General features: G+C 57.9%; 20 protein-coding genes. 3 read left to right on the top strand and 17 right to left on the bottom strand.

The features are described 5' to 3' along the window. Nucleotides 1–13 precede the first annotated feature (13 nt). The 8 genes from accD to A3C3_RS0130840 form a co-directional block, all read right to left on the bottom strand. On the bottom strand, nt 14–916 hold the full coding sequence (gene accD / locus A3C3_RS0130875; RefSeq protein WP_022718425.1) for an acetyl-CoA carboxylase, carboxyltransferase subunit beta: 903 nt from the start codon (nt 914–916) through the stop codon (nt 14–16). 39 nt (nt 917–955) lie between these two features. Then, the gene (gene trpA / locus A3C3_RS0130870; protein ID WP_022718424.1) at nt 956–1,795 is read right to left on the bottom strand and encodes a tryptophan synthase subunit alpha; all 840 of its coding nucleotides are present in this window, start codon (nt 1,793–1,795) and stop codon (nt 956–958) included. Between the two features lie 3 nt (nt 1,796–1,798). Further along, nucleotides 1,799–3,019 (bottom strand): tryptophan synthase subunit beta, encoded by a 1,221-nt coding sequence (gene trpB / locus A3C3_RS0130865; protein ID WP_022718423.1) that lies wholly within the window; start codon nt 3,017–3,019, stop codon nt 1,799–1,801. Nucleotides 3,020–3,021: 2 nt separating this feature from the next. Continuing rightward, on the bottom strand, nt 3,022–3,690 hold the full coding sequence (locus A3C3_RS0130860) for a phosphoribosylanthranilate isomerase (protein WP_022718422.1): 669 nt from the start codon (nt 3,688–3,690) through the stop codon (nt 3,022–3,024). 76 nt (nt 3,691–3,766) lie between these two features. Beyond that, nucleotides 3,767–4,531 carry a M48 family metallopeptidase gene (locus tag A3C3_RS0130855; RefSeq protein ID WP_028740148.1) on the bottom strand — a complete coding sequence of 255 codons (765 nt, stop codon included), beginning with the start codon at nt 4,529–4,531 and terminating at the stop codon, nt 3,767–3,769. A gap of 88 nt (nt 4,532–4,619) precedes the next feature. Further along, entirely contained in the window at nt 4,620–5,054 is a 435-nt protein-coding gene (locus tag A3C3_RS0130850) for a DUF2852 domain-containing protein (RefSeq protein ID WP_022718420.1), read from the bottom strand. Between the two features lie 144 nt (nt 5,055–5,198). Further along, nucleotides 5,199–6,470 (bottom strand): polyhydroxyalkanoate depolymerase, encoded by a 1,272-nt coding sequence (locus A3C3_RS0130845; RefSeq protein WP_022718419.1) that lies wholly within the window; start codon nt 6,468–6,470, stop codon nt 5,199–5,201. A gap of 205 nt (nt 6,471–6,675) precedes the next feature. Then, the gene (locus A3C3_RS0130840; RefSeq protein WP_022718418.1) at nt 6,676–7,518 is read right to left on the bottom strand and encodes a fumarylacetoacetate hydrolase family protein; all 843 of its coding nucleotides are present in this window, start codon (nt 7,516–7,518) and stop codon (nt 6,676–6,678) included. 232 nt (nt 7,519–7,750) lie between these two features. Between A3C3_RS0130840 and A3C3_RS0130835 the strand changes: the two genes are divergently transcribed. Continuing rightward, nucleotides 7,751–8,344 (top strand): nitroreductase family protein, encoded by a 594-nt coding sequence (locus A3C3_RS0130835; protein ID WP_022718417.1) that lies wholly within the window; start codon nt 7,751–7,753, stop codon nt 8,342–8,344. A 53-nt stretch (nt 8,345–8,397) separates the two neighbouring features. Here the strand turns inward: A3C3_RS0130835 and gyrB are convergent, their stop codons facing one another. The 5 genes from gyrB to A3C3_RS0130810 all read right to left on the bottom strand — a co-directional run bounded on the left by gyrB (nt 8,398) and on the right by A3C3_RS0130810 (nt 13,720). Next, nucleotides 8,398–10,833, bottom strand: coding sequence for a DNA topoisomerase (ATP-hydrolyzing) subunit B (gyrB, locus tag A3C3_RS0130830; protein ID WP_022718416.1), 2,436 nt, complete (start codon nt 10,831–10,833; stop codon nt 8,398–8,400). A 133-nt stretch (nt 10,834–10,966) separates the two neighbouring features. After that, complete coding sequence (locus A3C3_RS0130825) at nt 10,967–11,344, bottom strand: helix-turn-helix domain-containing protein (RefSeq protein WP_022718415.1); 378 nt, start codon at nt 11,342–11,344, stop codon at nt 10,967–10,969. Next, the gene (locus A3C3_RS0130820) at nt 11,341–11,904 is read right to left on the bottom strand and encodes a Smr/MutS family protein (RefSeq protein ID WP_022718414.1); all 564 of its coding nucleotides are present in this window, start codon (nt 11,902–11,904) and stop codon (nt 11,341–11,343) included. The genes A3C3_RS0130825 and A3C3_RS0130820 overlap by 4 nt, the downstream gene beginning before the upstream one ends. Further along, nucleotides 11,904–13,022: a murein transglycosylase A gene (gene mltA, locus A3C3_RS0130815; protein WP_028740147.1), complete on the bottom strand. Its 1,119-nt coding sequence runs from the start codon at nt 13,020–13,022 to the stop codon at nt 11,904–11,906. Before mltA ends, A3C3_RS0130820 begins: the two co-directional genes overlap by 1 nt. Beyond that, entirely contained in the window at nt 13,019–13,720 is a 702-nt protein-coding gene (locus A3C3_RS0130810) for a Tim44/TimA family putative adaptor protein (protein WP_028740146.1), read from the bottom strand. The genes mltA and A3C3_RS0130810 overlap by 4 nt, the downstream gene beginning before the upstream one ends. A gap of 125 nt (nt 13,721–13,845) precedes the next feature. Here A3C3_RS0130810 and A3C3_RS0130805 point away from each other — a divergent pair, with 125 nt between their 5' ends. Further along, the gene (locus tag A3C3_RS0130805; protein WP_022718413.1) at nt 13,846–14,355 is read left to right on the top strand and encodes an FxsA family protein; all 510 of its coding nucleotides are present in this window, start codon (nt 13,846–13,848) and stop codon (nt 14,353–14,355) included. 81 nt (nt 14,356–14,436) lie between these two features. Continuing rightward, on the top strand, nt 14,437–14,913 hold the full coding sequence (secB, locus tag A3C3_RS0130800; RefSeq protein WP_022718412.1) for a protein-export chaperone SecB: 477 nt from the start codon (nt 14,437–14,439) through the stop codon (nt 14,911–14,913). A gap of 50 nt (nt 14,914–14,963) precedes the next feature. On the opposite strand, the gene dnaQ is transcribed toward secB, so the two are convergent. From dnaQ to A3C3_RS0130780, 4 genes are read right to left on the bottom strand one after another with little or no spacing between them, the layout of a single operon-like run. Next, nucleotides 14,964–15,677, bottom strand: a complete 714-nt coding sequence (dnaQ, locus tag A3C3_RS0130795) for a DNA polymerase III subunit epsilon (protein ID WP_022718411.1) — start codon at nt 15,675–15,677, stop codon at nt 14,964–14,966. After that, nucleotides 15,670–16,281 (bottom strand): dephospho-CoA kinase, encoded by a 612-nt coding sequence (gene coaE, locus A3C3_RS0130790; RefSeq protein ID WP_022718410.1) that lies wholly within the window; start codon nt 16,279–16,281, stop codon nt 15,670–15,672. The genes dnaQ and coaE overlap by 8 nt, the downstream gene beginning before the upstream one ends. Beyond that, nucleotides 16,278–17,138: a shikimate dehydrogenase gene (locus A3C3_RS0130785; RefSeq protein ID WP_022718409.1), complete on the bottom strand. Its 861-nt coding sequence runs from the start codon at nt 17,136–17,138 to the stop codon at nt 16,278–16,280. Before A3C3_RS0130785 ends, coaE begins: the two co-directional genes overlap by 4 nt. Further along, complete coding sequence (locus A3C3_RS0130780; protein WP_022718408.1) at nt 17,131–17,730, bottom strand: Maf-like protein; 600 nt, start codon at nt 17,728–17,730, stop codon at nt 17,131–17,133. The genes A3C3_RS0130785 and A3C3_RS0130780 overlap by 8 nt, the downstream gene beginning before the upstream one ends. Nucleotides 17,731–17,758 lie beyond the last annotated feature (28 nt).

The following is a 17,758-nucleotide window of genomic DNA, read 5'->3' as shown; positions in this document are numbered from 1 at the left end:
AGGTTTATGTCAATCAGGCGCTCGCTGCGATTGCGATCGCGCCGCCATTCACCGTAACCGAGTTGGCGGGCTTCCGGGTCAGGATACTCAGCACACGCGCAAGCGTTTCGGGAATATCGTGCCGTTTGACGACCATGTCGACCATGCCGTGCTCGAGCAGATATTCCGAGGTCTGGAAGCCTTCCGGCAGCTTCTCGCGGATCGTCTGCTCGATGACGCGCTTGCCGGCGAAGCAGATTTCAGCGCCCGGCTCTGCCAGATGAAGATCGCCCAACATAGCGTAGGAGGCCGTTACGCCGCCCGTGGTCGGGTTCGTGAGAACAACGATATAGGGTTGGCCAGCTTCCTTCAGCATATCAACGGCAACGGTGGTGCGCGGCAGTTGCATCAGCGAAAGGATGCCTTCCTGCATGCGCGCGCCGCCGGAAGCCGGGAACATGACAAGCGGGCACTTTTCCGAAATCGCACGCTCGAAGGCTCTGACGATCGCCTCACCGGCAGCAATGCCGAGCGAGCCTCCCATGAAGTTGAACTCGTGCACGACGGCGACGAGCTTCAGGCCGCGAACCTTGCCAACGCCAGCGAGGATCGTATCTTCCTGTTCTGTCTTGAGGCGGCTGTCCTTCAGGCGATCCGTGTATTTCTTGGAATCACGGAATTTCAGCGGATCCTGCGCGACCTTCGGCTGCGGCAGCGACTCGTACTCACCGTTGTCGAAAAGGTCGGAAAGGCGTGCCTTTGCCGGCATCTTCATGTGATAGCCCGAAGCCGGAATAACCCACTTGTTGTCTTCCAAATCCTTGTGGAAGACCATCTCGCCCGTTTCCGGGCACTTGATCCAGAGGTTCTCCGGCACTTCGCGACGGCCCAGCATGGAATTGATGCGCGGGCGAACGTAGTTGGTGATCCAGTTCAAGTCGAAAACTCCTGATTGACTACAGCCAATGTGGGGACACTATTCGGCAGCAACAAGGCGCGCCGAACGCGTTCCGGATGAAAGACCGCGAACGAGGGTGGCCACGGCCGGGACGGTATCTGCTGTGGCCTTTCCGTCGCTGCTCAGGCTTGTCGCCACCTGATTGACGATGGCCGTACCAACCACGACGCCATCGGCGGAGCTGCCGATAACCTTGGCGTGATCGGCAGTCTTGACGCCGAAACCGACGCAAACGGGCAGATTGGTATGCTGCTTGATGCGCCTCACGGCCCCGGAGACCAGCGAAGGATCAGGCAGAGCCGAACCGGTGATGCCGTTCATCGAAACGTAGTAGACAAAGCCAGACGTGTTCTTCAGAACCGTCGGAAGGCGCTTGTCATCGGTCGTCGGCGTTGCCAGACGGATGAAATTGATGCCCTTCCTGATCGCTGGAATGCAAAGCTCGTCATCCATTTCCGGCGGAAGATCGACGACGATCAAGCCATCGATGCCTGATGCGAGCGCATCGTCCAGGAACTTCTCGACGCCGTAGATATAGATGGGATTGTAATAGCCCATCATCACGATCGGCGTCGTATTGTCACCCTTACGGAAATCGGCTGCCAGCTGCAGCGTCTTCTTAAGCGTCTGTCCGCCCTTTAGCGCGCGCTGGCCAGCCATCTGGATTGCCGGGCCATCGGCCATCGGATCGGAGAACGGCATGCCGAGTTCGATGACATCGGAACCGGCTTCCGGCAACGCCTTCATGATGCCGAGCGAGGTCTCGTAATCCGGGTCGCCTCCCATGAAATAGGTCACGAGCGCCGGGCGGCCTTCAGCCTTCAGATCGGCAAAGCGTTTATCCATACGTGCGGTCATGACTTACACACCCATTCCCAGAATCTTGCCGACGGTGAAGATGTCCTTGTCGCCGCGGCCGGAGAGGTTCATCAGGATGATCTCGTCCTTGCCCATTTTCGGCGCGCGCTTGATGACTTCGGCTAGCGCATGCGACGGCTCAAGCGCCGGAATAATGCCCTCGAGGCGGGTCAGCGTCTGGAAGGCATCGAGCGCCTCGTGATCCATGATCGGCACGTATTCGACGCGGCCAATATCGTTCAGATACGAATGCTCGGGGCCGATGCCGGGATAATCGAGGCCGGCCGAAATCGAGTGGCCCTCCTTGATCTGACCATCGCCGTCCTGGAGCAGATACGTGCGATTGCCGTGAAGGACGCCCGGCGAGCCGGCCGTGATCGAAGCGCAATGCTCATCGCCTTGCAGGCCCTTGCCGCCGGCTTCGACGCCGATGATCTTTACGCCTTCGTCATCCAGGAACGGATGGAAGATGCCGATTGCATTCGAACCGCCGCCAACCGCAGCGATGACAAGATCCGGCAGTCGTCCTTCGGCTTCCAGCATCTGCTCCTTGGCTTCCGTGCCGATGACCGCCTGGAAATCGCGAACCATTTCCGGATAGGGATGCGGGCCGGCTGCGGTCCCGATCAGATAATAGGTGTCATCGACATTGGTGACCCAGTCGCGCAGGGCTTCGTTCATCGCATCCTTCAGCGTGCCGTGACCTGCCGTCACCGGCTTCACCTCGGCGCCAAGCAGCTTCATGCGGAAAACGTTCGGCGCCTGGCGCTCGACATCCGTCGCGCCCATATAGACGACGCAGGGAAGGCCAAAGCGGGCGGCGACCGTTGCAGAGGCAACCCCATGCTGGCCCGCTCCGGTTTCAGCAATGATGCGCGTTTTGCCCATGCGTTTGGCAAGCAGGATCTGGCCGATGCAGTTGTTGATCTTGTGCGAACCCGTGTGGTTAAGCTCTTCGCGCTTGAAATAGATCTTCGCGCCGCCAAGCTCGGCCGTCAGGCGCTCAGCGAAATAAAGCGGACTGGGGCGGCCGATGTAGTGGCTGCCAAGATGTTTCAATTCCGCCTGGAATTCGGGATCGTCCTTCGCCTTGTTCCATTCCTCCTGCAGATCGAGGATCAGCGGCATCAGCGTTTCGGCGACGAAACGGCCGCCATAGATGCCGAAACGGCCATCCTCATCGGGACCGGAACGGAAGGAATTCGGTTTTAGCGTCTGGTTCACTCTCAACTCCCTGAGACCGTTTCAGGCTCGCAAGCCTTCTCGACCGCATCGAAAAAATCATCGATCATGGCAACGCTCTTCACGCCGGGTGCACTCTCGACGCCGGAGGATACGTCAATACCGGGCGCCTTGGTGATCGTCAGCGCTTCGGCGATGTTGTCCTTGTTTAGCCCACCGGAAAGCAGGTAATCCACGCCATCGTCAAGCCCGCCGAGCAGGCTCCAATCGAAGGAAACCCCGTTGCCGCCGGGCAGTTCCGACCCCTTCGGCGGCTTGGCGTCGAAGAGAAACAGGTCGGCTATCCCAATATAAGCCTCAACCCGCTTCAGATCATCGGCGCTGCGAACGGAGAAGACCTTCATGATCGCCAGACCGTAGACAGCCTTTATCGTCAAGACCCGTTCCGGGCTCTCGTTGCCGTGAAGCTGGATCATGTCCGGCTTCAAAAGTGCAACGATTTCATCGAGTTCGTCATTAGTCGGATCGACCGTGACGGCGACGATCTTGGCTTTGCCGCGGACAGGATCGGCAAGCTTTCCGGCAACGTCCGGCTCGATATAGCGAGGACTTTTCTCGAAGAAGATAAAACCGATATAGTTCGCGCCGCGAGTCACCGCGCGCTCGATCGCTTCAGCGCTCTTCAGGCCACAGATTTTGATATCGGGTTTCATGGCAGCGAAGTGACACGAAAAGGCAAAAGAGTCGAGCCAATTTGCGACTAAGGCTTAATTTACCGCGGCTAAACAATCAATCAAAGTCGATTGCGTGAAGCTGGCTTCCGTAGCGTTTCAGCCAGGATTTCGCATCTTCCATATGTGGGCAGAGCTTTTCGCAAAGCGCCCAGAAATGGGGGCCATGATTCATTTCTTTGAGATGCGCCACTTCGTGGGCCGCCAGATAATCGATCACCGGAGGCGGCGCCATGACGACGCGCCAGGAAAAGCTCAAATTGCCTTCCGACGAGCATGAGCCCCAACGGCTGCGCGTGTCTTTCATGGAGATCGACTTGATCGGCGCCTTGATCGAACGCGCGTGGAAGTGCGCGAGCCGCTCGAGGTCAGAGCGCGCCTCCTTCTTCAGAAAGGTTGCGATCCGGCGGCCAAGATGTTCCGGTAGGCCACTGACCTTCAGCACATGCCGGTCGCCGACCATGACTGCCTCGGTCAAGCCGCGCAGACTGCCAGTATGTTCGATCCGATGCTTGATGCCGCGCAACAGGATCTCGCCGCCATCGTGAAGGGTGTTGTCGACGGAGAACTTTGCCAGTTTCGTCAACAGCCATCCTTGATGACGGTCGAGGAAGGCGTTGACCTCGCGCTGCGCAAGGCCCTTCGGAACCGTCATTTTCAGCGCCCTGCCGCCGGGCTCGATGCGCAGCGTAATACGGGTTGCGCGATCATGCTGCTTGATCGTGAGCGGCATCAGCCTGCCTGCGACGTCCAGCGTCCGCGTTTCGGGCGGAGCAGGTTTTCGCACAGCAGTACGTCGCGGCTTGGAAAGGAGCGGAAACATAAGCGCCTTTTCTATACGATTCGCAACAAATCCGGGCAAAGAAAAACCGGCATCGCTGATGCCGGTCTGCTGATCATCTACTGACACGTTAAGGCGTCTGAAACTCGGCAACCGGGCCGTTATCATCGCGCTTTGTATTCTTTCGGTCGCGCATGAAACGGTCGAATTCTTCCTGATCCTTGGCGCGACGAAGCTCGCGCATATAGGTGTCGAATTCTTCGCGCATTTCATCGAGCTTGCGGCGCTCTTCCTCGAGGCGGTCAAGCTCGGCCTTCCGCCAATCGTCAAAAGCGACGTTGCCGGTCGAAAAATGCGGGCGGTAGCGGCCATGCGAACGGCGGCAGCCGGCAAAGAAGCCGTCCGTCGCGTTATTCGCTTCGCGCTTGAAACCGCGAAGGCGCTCGCCGAAGATGATATAGGCAAGCATGGCCAGGCCCAGAGGCCAGAAGACCACGAAGCCGAGCACCATCAACGCAACGGTAGCCGGAGTCCAATCCGGGCGAAGCAATGCTGACTGGTTCATCGTGCGGTATCCTCGCTTTCTGCGCCCGGCAGAATACCGAACGCTGAAAATCGATGTGGTTACCGCCAGCCAACCCTTCAAGACGATTGCCCGCGAAATCGGACAAGGCCTTGAACAGGCAGGATTAAATCAGCATCCTCTAACTCAGGCGGATTTGCCGCCCCTGATGACGCGCTTTACGCTGAGTTTTCCAGAACGAGAGTGCTCGCGGACGAAGTTGACGATACGCGGCGCGATCTCGCGGCGGAAGCGTGATCCGTTGAAGACGCCGTAGTGGCCGACGTCGGGCTGAAGGTAGTGCATGCGCATGTCGTCGGGGATGTTGACACAGATCGTCTGCGCTGCCTTTGTCTGGCCAACACCGGAGATATCGTCGTTCTCGCCCTCCACTGTCAAGAGCGCGACATTGCGGATTGCGGCCGGATCGACGCGCTTGCCACGATGAATCAACTCGCCCTTCGGCAGTGAGTGCTTCATGAAAACCTGATCGACCGTTTGCAGGTAGAATTCCGCGGTCAGGTCCATCACGGCAAGATACTCGTCGTAGAAATCGCGGTGCTTTTCAGGCTCACCGTCGTTCTTCACGAGATGCATGAAGAACTCCTTGTGAGCGACCACGTGCCGGTCGAGGTTCATCGACATGAAACCCGAGAGCTGCAGGAAACCCGGATAGACCGGGCGCATGAAGCCTGGTTGTGGCCATGGCACATTCATGATGACGTTTTCGGCAAACCACGTCAGCGGTCTTTCTTCTGCAAGTTTATTGACCGCTGTCGGGTTGATGCGGGTATCGATCGGTCCCCCCATCAGTGTCATCGACGATGGTGACAACGGGTCGTTTGCCTCTTCCATGACGGCGGCGGCGGCCAGCACAGGCACGGAGGGCTGACATACGGCAATGACGTGCGTGTCGGGGCCGAGAAAATGCAGCATCTCGATGACATAATCGACATAGTCATCGAAATCGAAGGTGCCGTCCGTCATCGGCACCATGCGGGCATCAACCCAGTCGGTGATGTAGATATCGGCGCTCGGAAGCAGTGCTTCGACCGTACCGCGAAGCAGCGTTGCATAGTGACCGGACATCGGTGCAACGATTAAGATTCGGGGATCTCGGTGACCGGAAGGCGTGTTGCGCGCAAAATGCAGAAGATTGCAGAAAGCACGCGACCAGACGATCTCTTCACGCACTGCGACCTTGCTGTCGCCGACGACCGTTTCCTTCAGTCCAAAATCCGGCTTGCCGTAGCGGCGCGTCGTCCGCTCGAACATCTCGAGACTTGCGGCGATCGTACGGCCAAACGGCGTCTGCGAAAAAGGATTAAGCGGATTGGCATAAACAAGCCGCATCGCATCAGCTGCAGCGCGGAACGGCGCCATCGCTGCATGGTTCAATTCATAGAGCTGATAAAACATGAGTTGCGCCACCTTTCTTTTGCCGGAAAGGACAGCGCCGTCAGGCAGGCCATCTACTTCTTTCCATCGTTTGCGGGCACTTCAATTGAGAGTAACAGGCTTATTTGTTGCATAGCAACATAGGCATCCGCGTCGCAAAAAGAAATGCCGGGAAAAGTGATTCCCGGCAAATGATACGCTCATAATTATCAAAGATCGGACAGCTTCAGCGATCCGCGACAAAGGTCTGCTTCTGCGTTCCGAGGCCTTCGATTCCAAGTTCGACGACATCGCCAGCCTTGAGGTAACGCGGCGGCTTCAAACCCATGCCCACCCCCGGTGGCGTACCGGTGGAAATGACATCGCCAGGATGCAGCGACATGAACTGGCTGAGATAAGAGACCAGATAAGCGACCCCGTAGACCATCGTCCTCGACGAGCCGTTCTGCATCGTCTGGCCGTTGACTTTCAGCCACATGCCGAGATTCTGCGGATCGGCGATCTCGTCCTTGGTAACGAGCCAGGGCCCAATTGGGCCAAAGGTGTCGCAGGATTTGCCCTTCGTCCACTGGCCGGAGCGTTCCGTCTGGAATGCGCGCTCCGAGACATCATTGGAGACGCAATAGCCGGCAACGTAGTCCAGCGCTTCGGCCTCGGTGACATATTTTGCGGTCTTTCCGATCACAACGCCGAGTTCGACCTCCCAATCAGTCTTTTCGGAACCACGCGGGATGACGACGTTATCGTTGGGACCGACGATCGCGGAGGTGGCTTTCATGAAAATGATCGGTTCCGGCGGAACTGTTGCGCCAGTTTCGGCAGCGTGATCAGAGAAATTCAGGCCAATACAGATGAATTTGCCGGTGCCTGCAACACAGGCACCAATGCGGCCCGGAGCCAATTCCGGGAGGCTTTTCGCGTCGAGCGCTGCGATTTTTGCCAAGCCGGCCGGCGAAATCGCCTCACCACCGACGTCGGAAACATGCGCCGAAAGGTCGCGAATCTTGCCATCGGAATCGAGTAGCGCCGGTTTTTCACGACCCGGTTCGCCAACGCGCATCAGCTTCATAAAATCTCCTCCTCATCGAAAACGGACTACCATCACGTATGGACCAGTCGACTAAGCGTGTCATTACGGCTTTTTGCTGAAGCGGTACGCATTGTTAAAAATTTCGCCGGAACTGATTTGGCGCGCCGGATTGATGAAGTGAGAAGCATCTGCGGCAATGGGTTTGCTTGCAAAGTCCTGCAGGCAGGCAATATCATTCGCTCCAGCCCCTCAACCACTGTCCGGAAACAAGATGACCGAAGCCAATAGCCGCACATCCGAATATCCGATCGATGCGATGTTTCTCGATCGCTGGTCGCCACGTGCTTTCACCGGCGAAACCATAGCCGAAGAGCAATTGCTGACGATCCTTGACGCAGCTCATTGGGCGCCGTCTTCCGGCAACCAGCAGCCCTGGCGCTTCATCTACGCCCTTAAGGGCACGGAACATTTCGAGAAGCATCTTGGCCTGCTCGTCGAATCGAACCAGGAATGGGCAAAGAATGCTTGCGCATTGATCTTTGTTGTCTCGCGCAGTTTCAGTGGCGCTTTCTCGGAGAACAAGCCGCGCTATACGCATTCGTTCGACGCTGGTGCCGCGTGGGGGCATCTCGCCCTGCAGGCACGCTTTTCCGGCTTCTACGCCCATGGCATGGGCGGAATCAAACATGATGAAATCAGGCTAGCCTTCGCCATTCCGGAAGGCTATCGCGTCGAGGCCGGCATAGCCGTCGGCCGCCTTGGCGACAAGAGCGTTCTGTCAGAGCGCAACCAGGCACGCGAAGTGCCAAGCCAGCGCATGCCGCTTGCAGACGTGGCTTTCAACGGAAAATTCATTGCCAATTGATTCTGTCGAAAAAAGAAGGCGCCATGAACGCGCCTTTTTGTGCGGGAAATCAATCAGATATCGAGATTTGCAACGCTGAGCGCATTATCCTGAATGAATTCACGGCGCGGCTCGACTTCGTCGCCCATCAGCCGGGCGAAAAGGCCATCGGCATCCGTCGCGTCGTTTACCTTGACCTGAAGCAGCGAACGGGCGTTCGGGTCGAGCGTCGTCTCCCAGAGCTGCTCGGCATTCATTTCGCCAAGGCCCTTGTAACGCTGCATCGTCAGTCCCTTGCGGCCACTGGCAAAAATTGCATCGAGCAGAGCGCGCGGACCGGATATCTCGGTATCTCCGTCGCGGCGCGAAAGCGCCGGTGGGCTCTGGTAGATTTCTTTGAGGCGCGACGAGAGTTGATCGATGTGACGCGCGTCCTGCGAGCCGATCAGCGCCATGTCGAGCACGACGACTTCCTTGACGCCGCGTACCATTCGCTCCAGCCGCAGCCCACCTTCGCTGGTCAGGCCGCCTTCCCAGCCGCGCTCGGTTTCCTCGGCGATGATGTCGAGGCGCTTGGCGACATCAGCCGCGAGCTGTTCGGCCCTGGCACGATCGCTGACCGCTTCGGCGTTCAGTGCCCCGGCGATTGCCGCCTGCTCAACGACAGCGCGATTGTAACGGGAATGCAGGTTTTCGAGCAACGCACGCAGGCGCAATGCATCGAGGATAACTTCGCGCAGGTCCTGACCGGTGCGGACTTCGCCGCTTGCGAGCCTCAGCGCCGCATCCTCAAGGCCCTGGCCGATCAGATAATCTTCAAGCGCCTTTTCGTCTTTCACGTACTGAACGGACTTGCCGCGCGAAACCTTGTAGAGCGGCGGCTGGGCGATGTAGAGATGCCCGCGCTCGATCAGCTCCGGCATCTGACGGAAGAAGAATGTCAGCAGAAGCGTGCGGATGTGGGCACCGTCGACATCGGCATCCGTCATGATGATGATCTTGTGGTAGCGAAGCTTGTCGGCGCTGAACTCGTCCTTGCCGATGCCCGTGCCGAGCGCGGTAATCAACGTGCCGATTTCCTGGCTGGAGAGCATCTTGTCGAAGCGGGCACGCTCGACATTGAGAATCTTGCCTCGTAGAGGCAGGATCGCCTGATTTTCACGGGAACGTCCCTGTTTTGCAGAGCCGCCCGCCGAGTCACCCTCGACGAGGAAGACTTCGGACTTCGCAGGGTCGCGCTCGGAGCAATCGGCGAGTTTGCCGGGCAGCGAGGCGATATCGAGCGCACCTTTGCGGCGCGTCAGTTCGCGGGCCTTACGAGCTGCTTCGCGGGCCGCGGCCGCCTCTACAACCTTGCCGACGAGCACCTTGGCCTCACTCGGATGCTCTTCAAACCATGTGCTGAGCGCTTCATTGACGAGGCTTTCGACGACCGGACGAACTTCCGAGGAAACCAGCTTGTCCTTCGTCTGCGACGAGAACTTCGGATCCGGCACCTTCACCGAAAGGACAGCCGTCAGGCCCTCGCGGCAATCTTCGCCCTGGAGTGTGACTTTCTCCTTCTTGGTAATGCCGGAGCTATCGGCATAGGATACGACTTGGCGCGTCAGCGCGGCGCGGAAGCCGGCCATATGCGTGCCGCCGTCGCGTTGTGGAATGTTGTTGGTAAAGCAGAGCACGTTTTCGTGATAGCTGTCGTTCCACCACATTGCGACTTCGACGGTAATTCCATCCTTTTCGCCTCGGATCGAGACAGGTTTATCGACCAGAGGTTTCTTGGCACGATCGAGATAGGAAACGAAGGCCTCAAGGCCACCGTCATAACGCATTTCTTCCTGCTTGATGTCCGAATGGCGCTTGTCTGTCAGCAGAATGCGGACACCGGAATTCAAGAAGGCAAGCTCGCGAAGGCGGTGCTCCAGCGTGCCGTAATCGAAGTCCGTCATCGTGAAGGTACCGGTGCTCGGCATGAAGCTGACTTCCGTGCCTGTGTCGCTGCCCGCGTCACCTGTCACCTTGAGTGGCGCATCGGCAACGCCATGCGTGAAGCTCATTTCATGAATCTTACCCTGCCGGCGGATCTTCAGTTTCAGCCAGACCGAAAGCGCGTTGACGACCGAAACGCCGACGCCATGCAGGCCGCCGGAAACTTTGTAGGAATTCTGGTCGAACTTACCGCCGGCATGAAGCTGCGTCATGATGACTTCGGCTGCGGACACCCCTTCGCCGGTGTGTATATCCGTTGGAATACCGCGGCCGTTGTCGGTCACCGTCACCGAGCCGTCGGGGTTGAGCGTAACGGTGACGATGTCGGCATGGCCGGCCAGCGCCTCGTCAATTGCGTTGTCGACGACTTCATAAACCATGTGATGCAGGCCGGAACCGTCGTCGGTGTCACCGATATACATGCCGGGGCGCTTACGCACGGCATCAAGGCCCTTGAGGACCTTGATGGAATCCGCGCCATATTCGGTGTTAACGCCGTTTTCCGTCGCTGGTATATCGGTCATGCTGTCTTTGAATTTCCCTGTTGTAGGAGCCCGGAGAGCCTTGCGAATCACCGGCCTTTTTCATTTCGGAATATAGGGTTTTTGGACGCCATTCCCAATGGCAGAGCCTGGGAATCCGGCATAAAGCAGGGGATTATGACGCTTTTCCGTCAGCTTTGCCGAGATTTTCAAGCGTAGCCGCGAGCTCGGCCAAAGCTGCACTGTCAAGGTTGCGAATCCGGCCCGCCAAACGATTGGCAAAAGCCGTATATTCGGGGGGTAGACCCGCGGTATCAATCACTACGCGCGGGTCCGATGCGCGGGCGAGGAGGAAGAGTTCCTCAGCTTCATCCCAGATGATGTTGAAATAGCCGGCAATCCGCTGAAGCAGGTCGAAGGTCGGCAAGCCGCGTTTTCCATGTTCCAGTGCGGAGAGATAGGCAGGCGAGACGTTGAGCGCCGCTGCCATCTGCTTCTGCGACACGCCTTTGCGCGCCCGAAGCTTTCGAACAGCTTCGCCGAACGGTGTCATGACCTGTCCCCCTGCCGCCGGGAGAGCCGGATATAAAGCGCGCCCTCGCCGCCGTGGTGGTGCGCAGCCGCTTCGTAAGACGAGATCAGATAGCGGAACTCCGGCTTCGAAAACCAGAGCGGTACAGCCCGTTTCAACGCACCTTCGCTCCCCATCGAACTGCCCTTGCCGGTGATGACCAGCACATGCCGCATGCCGCGCTCATGCGCGCGGATGAGGAAATCGAGAAGCATGACATGGGCTTGGCTTTGCACGAGGCCGTGGAGATCGATACGCGCCTCTAGTGCCAGCCTGCCTTTGGCGATCTTGCGTTTGACGGGCCGCTCCAGTGGATGGTGGGTGCCGGAAGGCTGCTTCGCTGCCCCCGGCAGCGCTGCAGCTTGTATTTCCGTTTCAGCAGACGATTTCTGGAAGGCATTCCCGCCCCCGGCTTCGGTTTCCACAAGAAAGGCATCGAGTTCAGTAAACTCGCCCTTCTTGCCGGCCAGCGGCCGCGTACTGCGCGCAACCTTGCCCCATAGAATTCTCTCGTCCGTGCTGAGCTTGCGGTCTCTCGTCATCAGCCGAACCTTCCAGTCGCAGCGTTCGGAATGAGGATGGCAAAGTCCGCGTCGTTACGCACCGTACCCGCCAATTCGCCCGCCTCATCGCCGGAACCCGTAAAAATATCGCCACGCGCAGGACCGACGATCGCGGAGCCAGTGTCCAAGGCAAGCATCAAACGCTGGAACGGCCTACCCTTATCAAGATGGGTCAGGCTTTCGGAACGGATGAAGAAGGGAAAACCGAAGGTATGTATCAGGCGGTCGACGGCAAGCGACCGTCCGGCGACTAACGGCACTTTCGCTGCAGCAACTGGTCCAGCTTTAGAAGCGGCAACCGGCGCCTCGCGGAAGAAAATATAGGATCGATTGTGCCAGAGAACATCATCGACCTGCTCTGGATGCGCTGCGAGCCAGGCGCGAATCGACTGCATGGAAATGTTTGCACGGTCGATTTCACCGCGGTCGACCAACAGCTTGCCGATAGCGGAGAAAGGATGCCCGGCCTTTGCCGTATATGTGATACGCGCCGTCCGTCCATCCGGGTAGCGCAGTCGCGCCGCGCCCTGCACATGCACGAAGAAGACATCGACCTTGGATTTCGCCCAGGCGATTTCAAGGCCCCGACCGTCGAGAATGCCTTGGTCGATCGCCTGCCGGTCGAAATAGGCGCTTATCTCTCCATCCCGGAGGCGACCAAAGGCATAGGATGAATCGAGGCCTACGGGGCGGTTGCTATTGTCGAGGTCGATCAGATCATCGGGTCGCCGATAGAACGGGAAGCGATAAGTAGCATCGAGCTTGTCGGAAACGGCGATTTCCGGTTCGTAGAAAGCGGTAACGAAACCCCGGCTACCGTCCAGTTTTCTGATAAAAAACGGCCGACAGTTCTGCTCGAAGAAGGATCGGGCTTCAGAAGCAGATGCGGGTTTCGCATTTCGGGCTGCGTCGAGCAGAGGCAAAAGATCGTCGGTGCTCAGGCCGAGCGATCCGGTGCGGTAGGGTTTCGTGCCGGTAATTTGCCGGCGACACGCTTCCATGACCTCAAAAAGGCTGGAGGGATCATCATCCTTCCAGCCCTTGAGTTCATCGAAACCGACAGCTTGCAGAACGAAGCCCGCTTTTTCGTCACTCATGTTTCCGATTCGGTTGCCACGAGTTTCCAATTGGGATCGCGCGATCGCGTATCGCGGGCAAAGGTCCAGATGTCGTTGACTTCGGCAACGTTCTCGACATCGCCTTCTATCAGCTTGTCAGCTTTGTCGTAAGTCGCGGAGATCAGCTGGCTGGCGATACGGATCGTAATCTGTGCCTCGCTGCCTTTGACTTCCACCTGTGTGATGTCCGCCTTATCGATGCCGACAAAGGTGGATTTTACCTTCTCGCCCTTGGCCTCGCGATCTGCGATGGCCGCGTCAAAACCTTCATAGACCTCGCGGGACAAAAGATTCTTCAACGTCTTTCTGTCACCGTCGGCATAAGCCATGACGATCATTTCGTAAGCCATCTTCGCGCCGTTCAAAAATTCCTTAGGTGCGAAGGATGGATCGGCTTTACTGAGCGCACGGAGAGGCTCATTGAGCGGCGTACCGGGGGGCGCAAAAGCGTCGACCACTGCAAAGCGGCCTTCTTCTTCTGCAGGTGTATCGCGGCGCGGAAGCGTCACGACCTTGCCGGCATCGGAATGCTCAGGACCGGCGGCATCGCGCGGCGTAAAGAGATCGCGCGGCGGCTTCTCATTTCCCGTGCGGCGTCCCAGAACACTGCGGAGCTGGAAAAAAATCAGCACCGCCGCCACAAGGAAAAACAAAGTGATGAAGTCGTTTGAACTCATATCGTGCCGCAGCCACCGTTAACATCTATGATTTGTACTCCCATATAGTCCGCATAGACAGATGATTCAAATAGCCGCAATCTTGCGATTGCCATGAGGCCCGGCGAGCGCCGGTTGGAGAGACGATGCGACTTGCAATGCTTCCAGGTTTTGTGCTGCTGCTGCCGCTGGCGGAGATAGCGGGCTTCGTAATCGTCGGGCGCGCAGTCGGCCTACTGGCGACCCTTGGTCTCGTCGTCCTGAGTGTTGTGATCGGCATGGCTCTGCTTCGTCGCCAGGGTATAGGCATCCTGCAGCGTATGTCGACCGAGGCGCGAAACGGCGTATTACCTGGCCGGGAGCTTCTGCGGCCAGCCATGCTCGTCATCGCGTCGCTGCTTCTCATCGTTCCGGGATTTATTTCAGACATCATCGCCATCGCGCTTTTCATCCCGGCCGTTCGTGATCTTGCCTGGAACTACATCCGCAAGCGATTCGTTATCGTTCAGACGACAAGAGGCTCTACCGCGTCGCAATCGTCCGGATTCAGCAACCAATCCAAGCCGGGTTCAAAAGTTGTCGATCTTGATGAGGACGATTATCGCCGCGAGCCTAACAACAAGTCTCCCTGGTCAGGCAAGCGGCTCGGCGAGTAGAGACCGATTCGCCCAGGGTTGTAAGCCTTTTCCCGAAATGTTAGATGGCGGCAACATCCAATGCCCCTCGAGGAAAATCCAATGGCTGATGAAAACAACGGCAGCGGCACGACAAGCCCGAGCCTCACCATTCTCGCTCAGTACACGAAGGACCTTTCCTTCGAAAATCCGGGTGCCCCGCGTTCGCTTCAAGCGCGCGACAAGGCGCCGGCGATCAATATCAATGTCAACGTCAATGCCAATCCGCTTTCGGATACGGATTTCGACGTCGTGCTGTCGCTCAACGCCGAGGCCAAGGATGGCGACAAGACGGTCTTTCATGCCGAACTCGTTTACGGCGGCGTCTTCCGCGTTGCCGGCTTCCCGCAAGAACACATGCTGCCGGTTCTCTTCATCGAATGCCCGCGCATGCTCTTCCCGTTTGCCCGCCAGATCATTGCCGATGTAACGCGCAATGGCGGCTTCCCGCCGCTGATGATCGACCCGATCGACTTCGCACAGATGTTTGCGCAACGCGTCGCCGAAGAGCAGACGCGCGCAAAGGTGCAGACAAATTGATTCGAAGCACGTGATTTGACTGCGGTGCCCGGGTCAAAGCCCGGGCACTTTTAATTTGGGCGATCGTATCTGGCCCAGATGCCTTTACTGCCGAGCGCGGCAATCAGCGCATCATGAGCCTGAGCTTCCGCTTCGCTAAGGCGCGGTGCGAGTGGCCGGGGCCGCTCCAAACCGATGTCAACGGCCTCCTCCAGAACGGCCTCGGCGTCGCCTGCCCCGCTTGTTACCGCAACGTTCAAACCGAGAGCGGTCTGACGCCCGCCGATCATCTCTATATAGACCTCGGCAAGCAGTTCCGAGTCGAGAAGTGCACCGTGTTTTGTGCGGTGTGAGTTGTCTATACCGTAGCGGCGGCAGAGGGCATCGAGCGAATTCGGTCCCATCGGATGTTTGCGCCGAGCGAGAGAAAGCGTATCGACGACCCTCTCCGGCAGGATCGGCGGTATGCCAAGGCGAGCGAGTTCGGCATTGACAAAACCCATATCGAAGGTCGCGTTGTGCGCGATCCACCTTGCGTCACCGAAGAACTCGATGATCTCTTCAACCACTGCGGAGAAAGGCTTCTTGTCCTTCAAAAACTCGTCGGTAATGCCGTGAACGGCGAGCGCATCGGGATGGACTTTCTGATCTCCCGGATTGATATAGATATGGATCGTGCGGCCGGTCGGGAAATGGTTCAAGAGCTCGACGCCGCCGATTTCGATGATGCGATCCATGCGACTGTCGAGACCGGTGGTTTCCGTATCGAAAATGATCTCACGCATTCCGGAAATCTCCCTTCGCGATCCGCGCTTTCAAGACCGCGATGATTTCACTCACCCTCGCCCGCGTGATTTCGATGGCGTGCCCCGTGTCGATGACATAATCGGCACGCTCCCGCTTTTCGGCGTCCGGGGTCTGCCGCGAGCGAATCATATTGAATTTTTCCTCGGTCATGCCCGGTCGCGCAAGCACCCGATCGCGCTGAATCTGTGGATCGCAGCTCACGACCACAATTATGTCGACTCGGGTCTCGGCACCAGTTTCGAAAAGTAGCGGGATATCGAGCAGGACTATCTCCGATCCTCGCGCTTGTTCGCGTGCCACGAATTCCGTTTCGCGCTGGCGAACCAGCGGATGAACGATTGCTTCGAGCGTTTTGAAACCATCGGGTCGGCGCGAAAGCTGACGGCCAAGTTCCTGACGGTCGACGACGCCGTTCCGAACCGTGCCCGGGAACTCAGCTTCGATCAACTGCGCTGCCTCGCCGGCATAAAGCTCATGGACCACAGCATCGGAATCATTGACGGGAATACCGGCATCGGCAAAGAGCTTTGCCGCAGTTGATTTCCCCATCCCTATGGAACCCGTGAGACCGATCCGGATCATCTGTGTTTTTCCATATCTGCGATGACGAGTGCACGAAGCTCGTCATCGACGACCGGCGGCTTGCTGAACCATTTCTCGAAGCCCGGCACAGCCTGATGAAGCAGCATACCAAGTCCATCCACGATCGCGAAACCCTGTTCCTCGGCCTGTTTCAGCAAGGGTGTCTTCAGCGGCACATAGACGACATCTGTGACGACCGCGTTACCGTCGAGCGGCGAAAAATCGATTTCCGGTGCTGATTCGCCGTCCATACCGAGCGATGTCGTATTGACGAAAACACCCGCACCTTTCATGACTTCCGCGAGCGCTCCCATCGGATGCGCATAGACTTTTTCTCCAAAACGATCGGCAAGTTCCTGCGCGCGAGCAGCGGTTCGGTTGACGACATGAATCTCCCGGAAACCGCGGTCGCGCACGGCCTGTATGACCGCCCGGCTGGCGCCGCCTGCACCGAGTATTATTGCGGTCTCGTGCTTATCCCAGCCAGGGTGGCGCTCGTTCAGGTTTGCGGTAAATCCGTGACCGTCGGTATTGGTCGAATGGAGTTCTCCTTCCTCCAGCCATAACGTGTTGGATGCGCCGAGTTCCTGGGAGAGTTCATCCGGCCTGTCCGCGAGCTGACAGGCCATCTCCTTGTGCGGGATGGTGACATTGCCGCCGATAAAGCCCGAGCTTTGATCCTTGAGAGATCCAATGAATGCTGCAAAATCGGCGGGAGCAACCTCGTATGCGCGGTAGCTTCCGCGAAGCCCAAGCTTTTTCAGCCAGTATCCGTGGATCAAAGGCGAACGTGAGTGCCGCACCGGGAAGCCGGTGACAAAGGCATTCGGGCCGAATGTTTCACGTGAATCATCCATCAATCGCATCCAATTCCCTTAGTTTCGCGAGCAGCGGCAACATCGGCAGGCCAAGGATCGTGAAGTAGTCGCCGTCGATCTGGCTGAAAAGTTGAATACCCTCGCCCTCCAGCTGATAGGCGCCAACGCTGCCAAGCGCCGTGTTGCCAACGCGTGCAAGATGGCGCGATATGAAATCCGCCGACAGAACGCGCATCGTCAGCGACGCGTGTGACACATGCTCCCATAAAAGTGCACCATTGCGGATGATGGCGATCGCACTGTTCAGACGATGTGTTTGTCCCGAGAGTAATCTCAGATGATTGGCGGCGTCAGCCATGTCGTGCGGCTTGTGAAACACACGATCGCGAAGCGACATAGTCTGGTCAGAGCCGATGATGAGCGCGTCCGGAAACCGGCCGCTCACCTCCTCCGCTTTAGCCCGTGCAAGCACCAAAGCTACGGTATCTGGAGATGCGCCCTCTCGTTCGAGCGGTGCTTCAATTGCGCGCTCGTCTATCTTTGCCGCATGCGCTTCAAACTCCAGGCCGGCATTTTTAAGCAGCATCCGTCGGAATGGACTGGACGAGGCAAGAATCAGTTTCGATGTCATGCGTCTCATAGCTCGTGGTTCATAATGC

Origin of the sequence: Rhizobium mongolense USDA 1844 (assembly GCF_000419765.1) — a bacterium.
Lineage (GTDB): Bacteria > Pseudomonadota > Alphaproteobacteria > Rhizobiales > Rhizobiaceae > Rhizobium > Rhizobium mongolense.
Note: the sequence above shows the minus strand (reverse complement) of the source record. Positions and strands in the feature narration are given on the sequence as shown.

Excerpts from the sequence above, each read along its gene's own strand:
- trpA (WP_022718424.1), bottom strand. The coding sequence starts at position 1,795 with ATGACCGCACGTATGGATAAACGCTTTGCCGATCTGAAGGCTGAAGGC.
- A3C3_RS0130860 (WP_022718422.1), bottom strand. The coding sequence starts at position 3,690 with ATGAAACCCGATATCAAAATCTGTGGCCTGAAGAGCGCTGAAGCGATC.
- A3C3_RS0130855 (WP_028740148.1), bottom strand. The coding sequence starts at position 4,531 with ATGTTTCCGCTCCTTTCCAAGCCGCGACGTACTGCTGTGCGAAAACCT.
- A3C3_RS0130850 (WP_022718420.1), bottom strand. The coding sequence starts at position 5,054 with ATGAACCAGTCAGCATTGCTTCGCCCGGATTGGACTCCGGCTACCGTT.
- A3C3_RS0130845 (WP_022718419.1), bottom strand. The coding sequence starts at position 6,470 with ATGTTTTATCAGCTCTATGAATTGAACCATGCAGCGATGGCGCCGTTC.
- A3C3_RS0130840 (WP_022718418.1), bottom strand. The coding sequence starts at position 7,518 with ATGAAGCTGATGCGCGTTGGCGAACCGGGTCGTGAAAAACCGGCGCTA.
- A3C3_RS0130835 (WP_022718417.1), top strand. The coding sequence starts at position 7,751 with ATGACCGAAGCCAATAGCCGCACATCCGAATATCCGATCGATGCGATG.
- gyrB (WP_022718416.1), bottom strand. The coding sequence starts at position 10,833 with ATGACCGATATACCAGCGACGGAAAACGGCGTTAACACCGAATATGGC.
- A3C3_RS0130825 (WP_022718415.1), bottom strand. The coding sequence starts at position 11,344 with ATGACACCGTTCGGCGAAGCTGTTCGAAAGCTTCGGGCGCGCAAAGGC.
- A3C3_RS0130820 (WP_022718414.1), bottom strand. The coding sequence starts at position 11,904 with ATGACGAGAGACCGCAAGCTCAGCACGGACGAGAGAATTCTATGGGGC.
- mltA (WP_028740147.1), bottom strand. The coding sequence starts at position 13,022 with ATGAGTGACGAAAAAGCGGGCTTCGTTCTGCAAGCTGTCGGTTTCGAT.
- A3C3_RS0130810 (WP_028740146.1), bottom strand. The coding sequence starts at position 13,720 with ATGAGTTCAAACGACTTCATCACTTTGTTTTTCCTTGTGGCGGCGGTG.
- A3C3_RS0130805 (WP_022718413.1), top strand. The coding sequence starts at position 13,846 with ATGCGACTTGCAATGCTTCCAGGTTTTGTGCTGCTGCTGCCGCTGGCG.
- secB (WP_022718412.1), top strand. The coding sequence starts at position 14,437 with ATGGCTGATGAAAACAACGGCAGCGGCACGACAAGCCCGAGCCTCACC.
- dnaQ (WP_022718411.1), bottom strand. The coding sequence starts at position 15,677 with ATGCGTGAGATCATTTTCGATACGGAAACCACCGGTCTCGACAGTCGC.
- coaE (WP_022718410.1), bottom strand. The coding sequence starts at position 16,281 with ATGATCCGGATCGGTCTCACGGGTTCCATAGGGATGGGGAAATCAACT.
- A3C3_RS0130785 (WP_022718409.1), bottom strand. The coding sequence starts at position 17,138 with ATGGATGATTCACGTGAAACATTCGGCCCGAATGCCTTTGTCACCGGC.
- A3C3_RS0130780 (WP_022718408.1), bottom strand. The coding sequence starts at position 17,730 with ATGACATCGAAACTGATTCTTGCCTCGTCCAGTCCATTCCGACGGATG.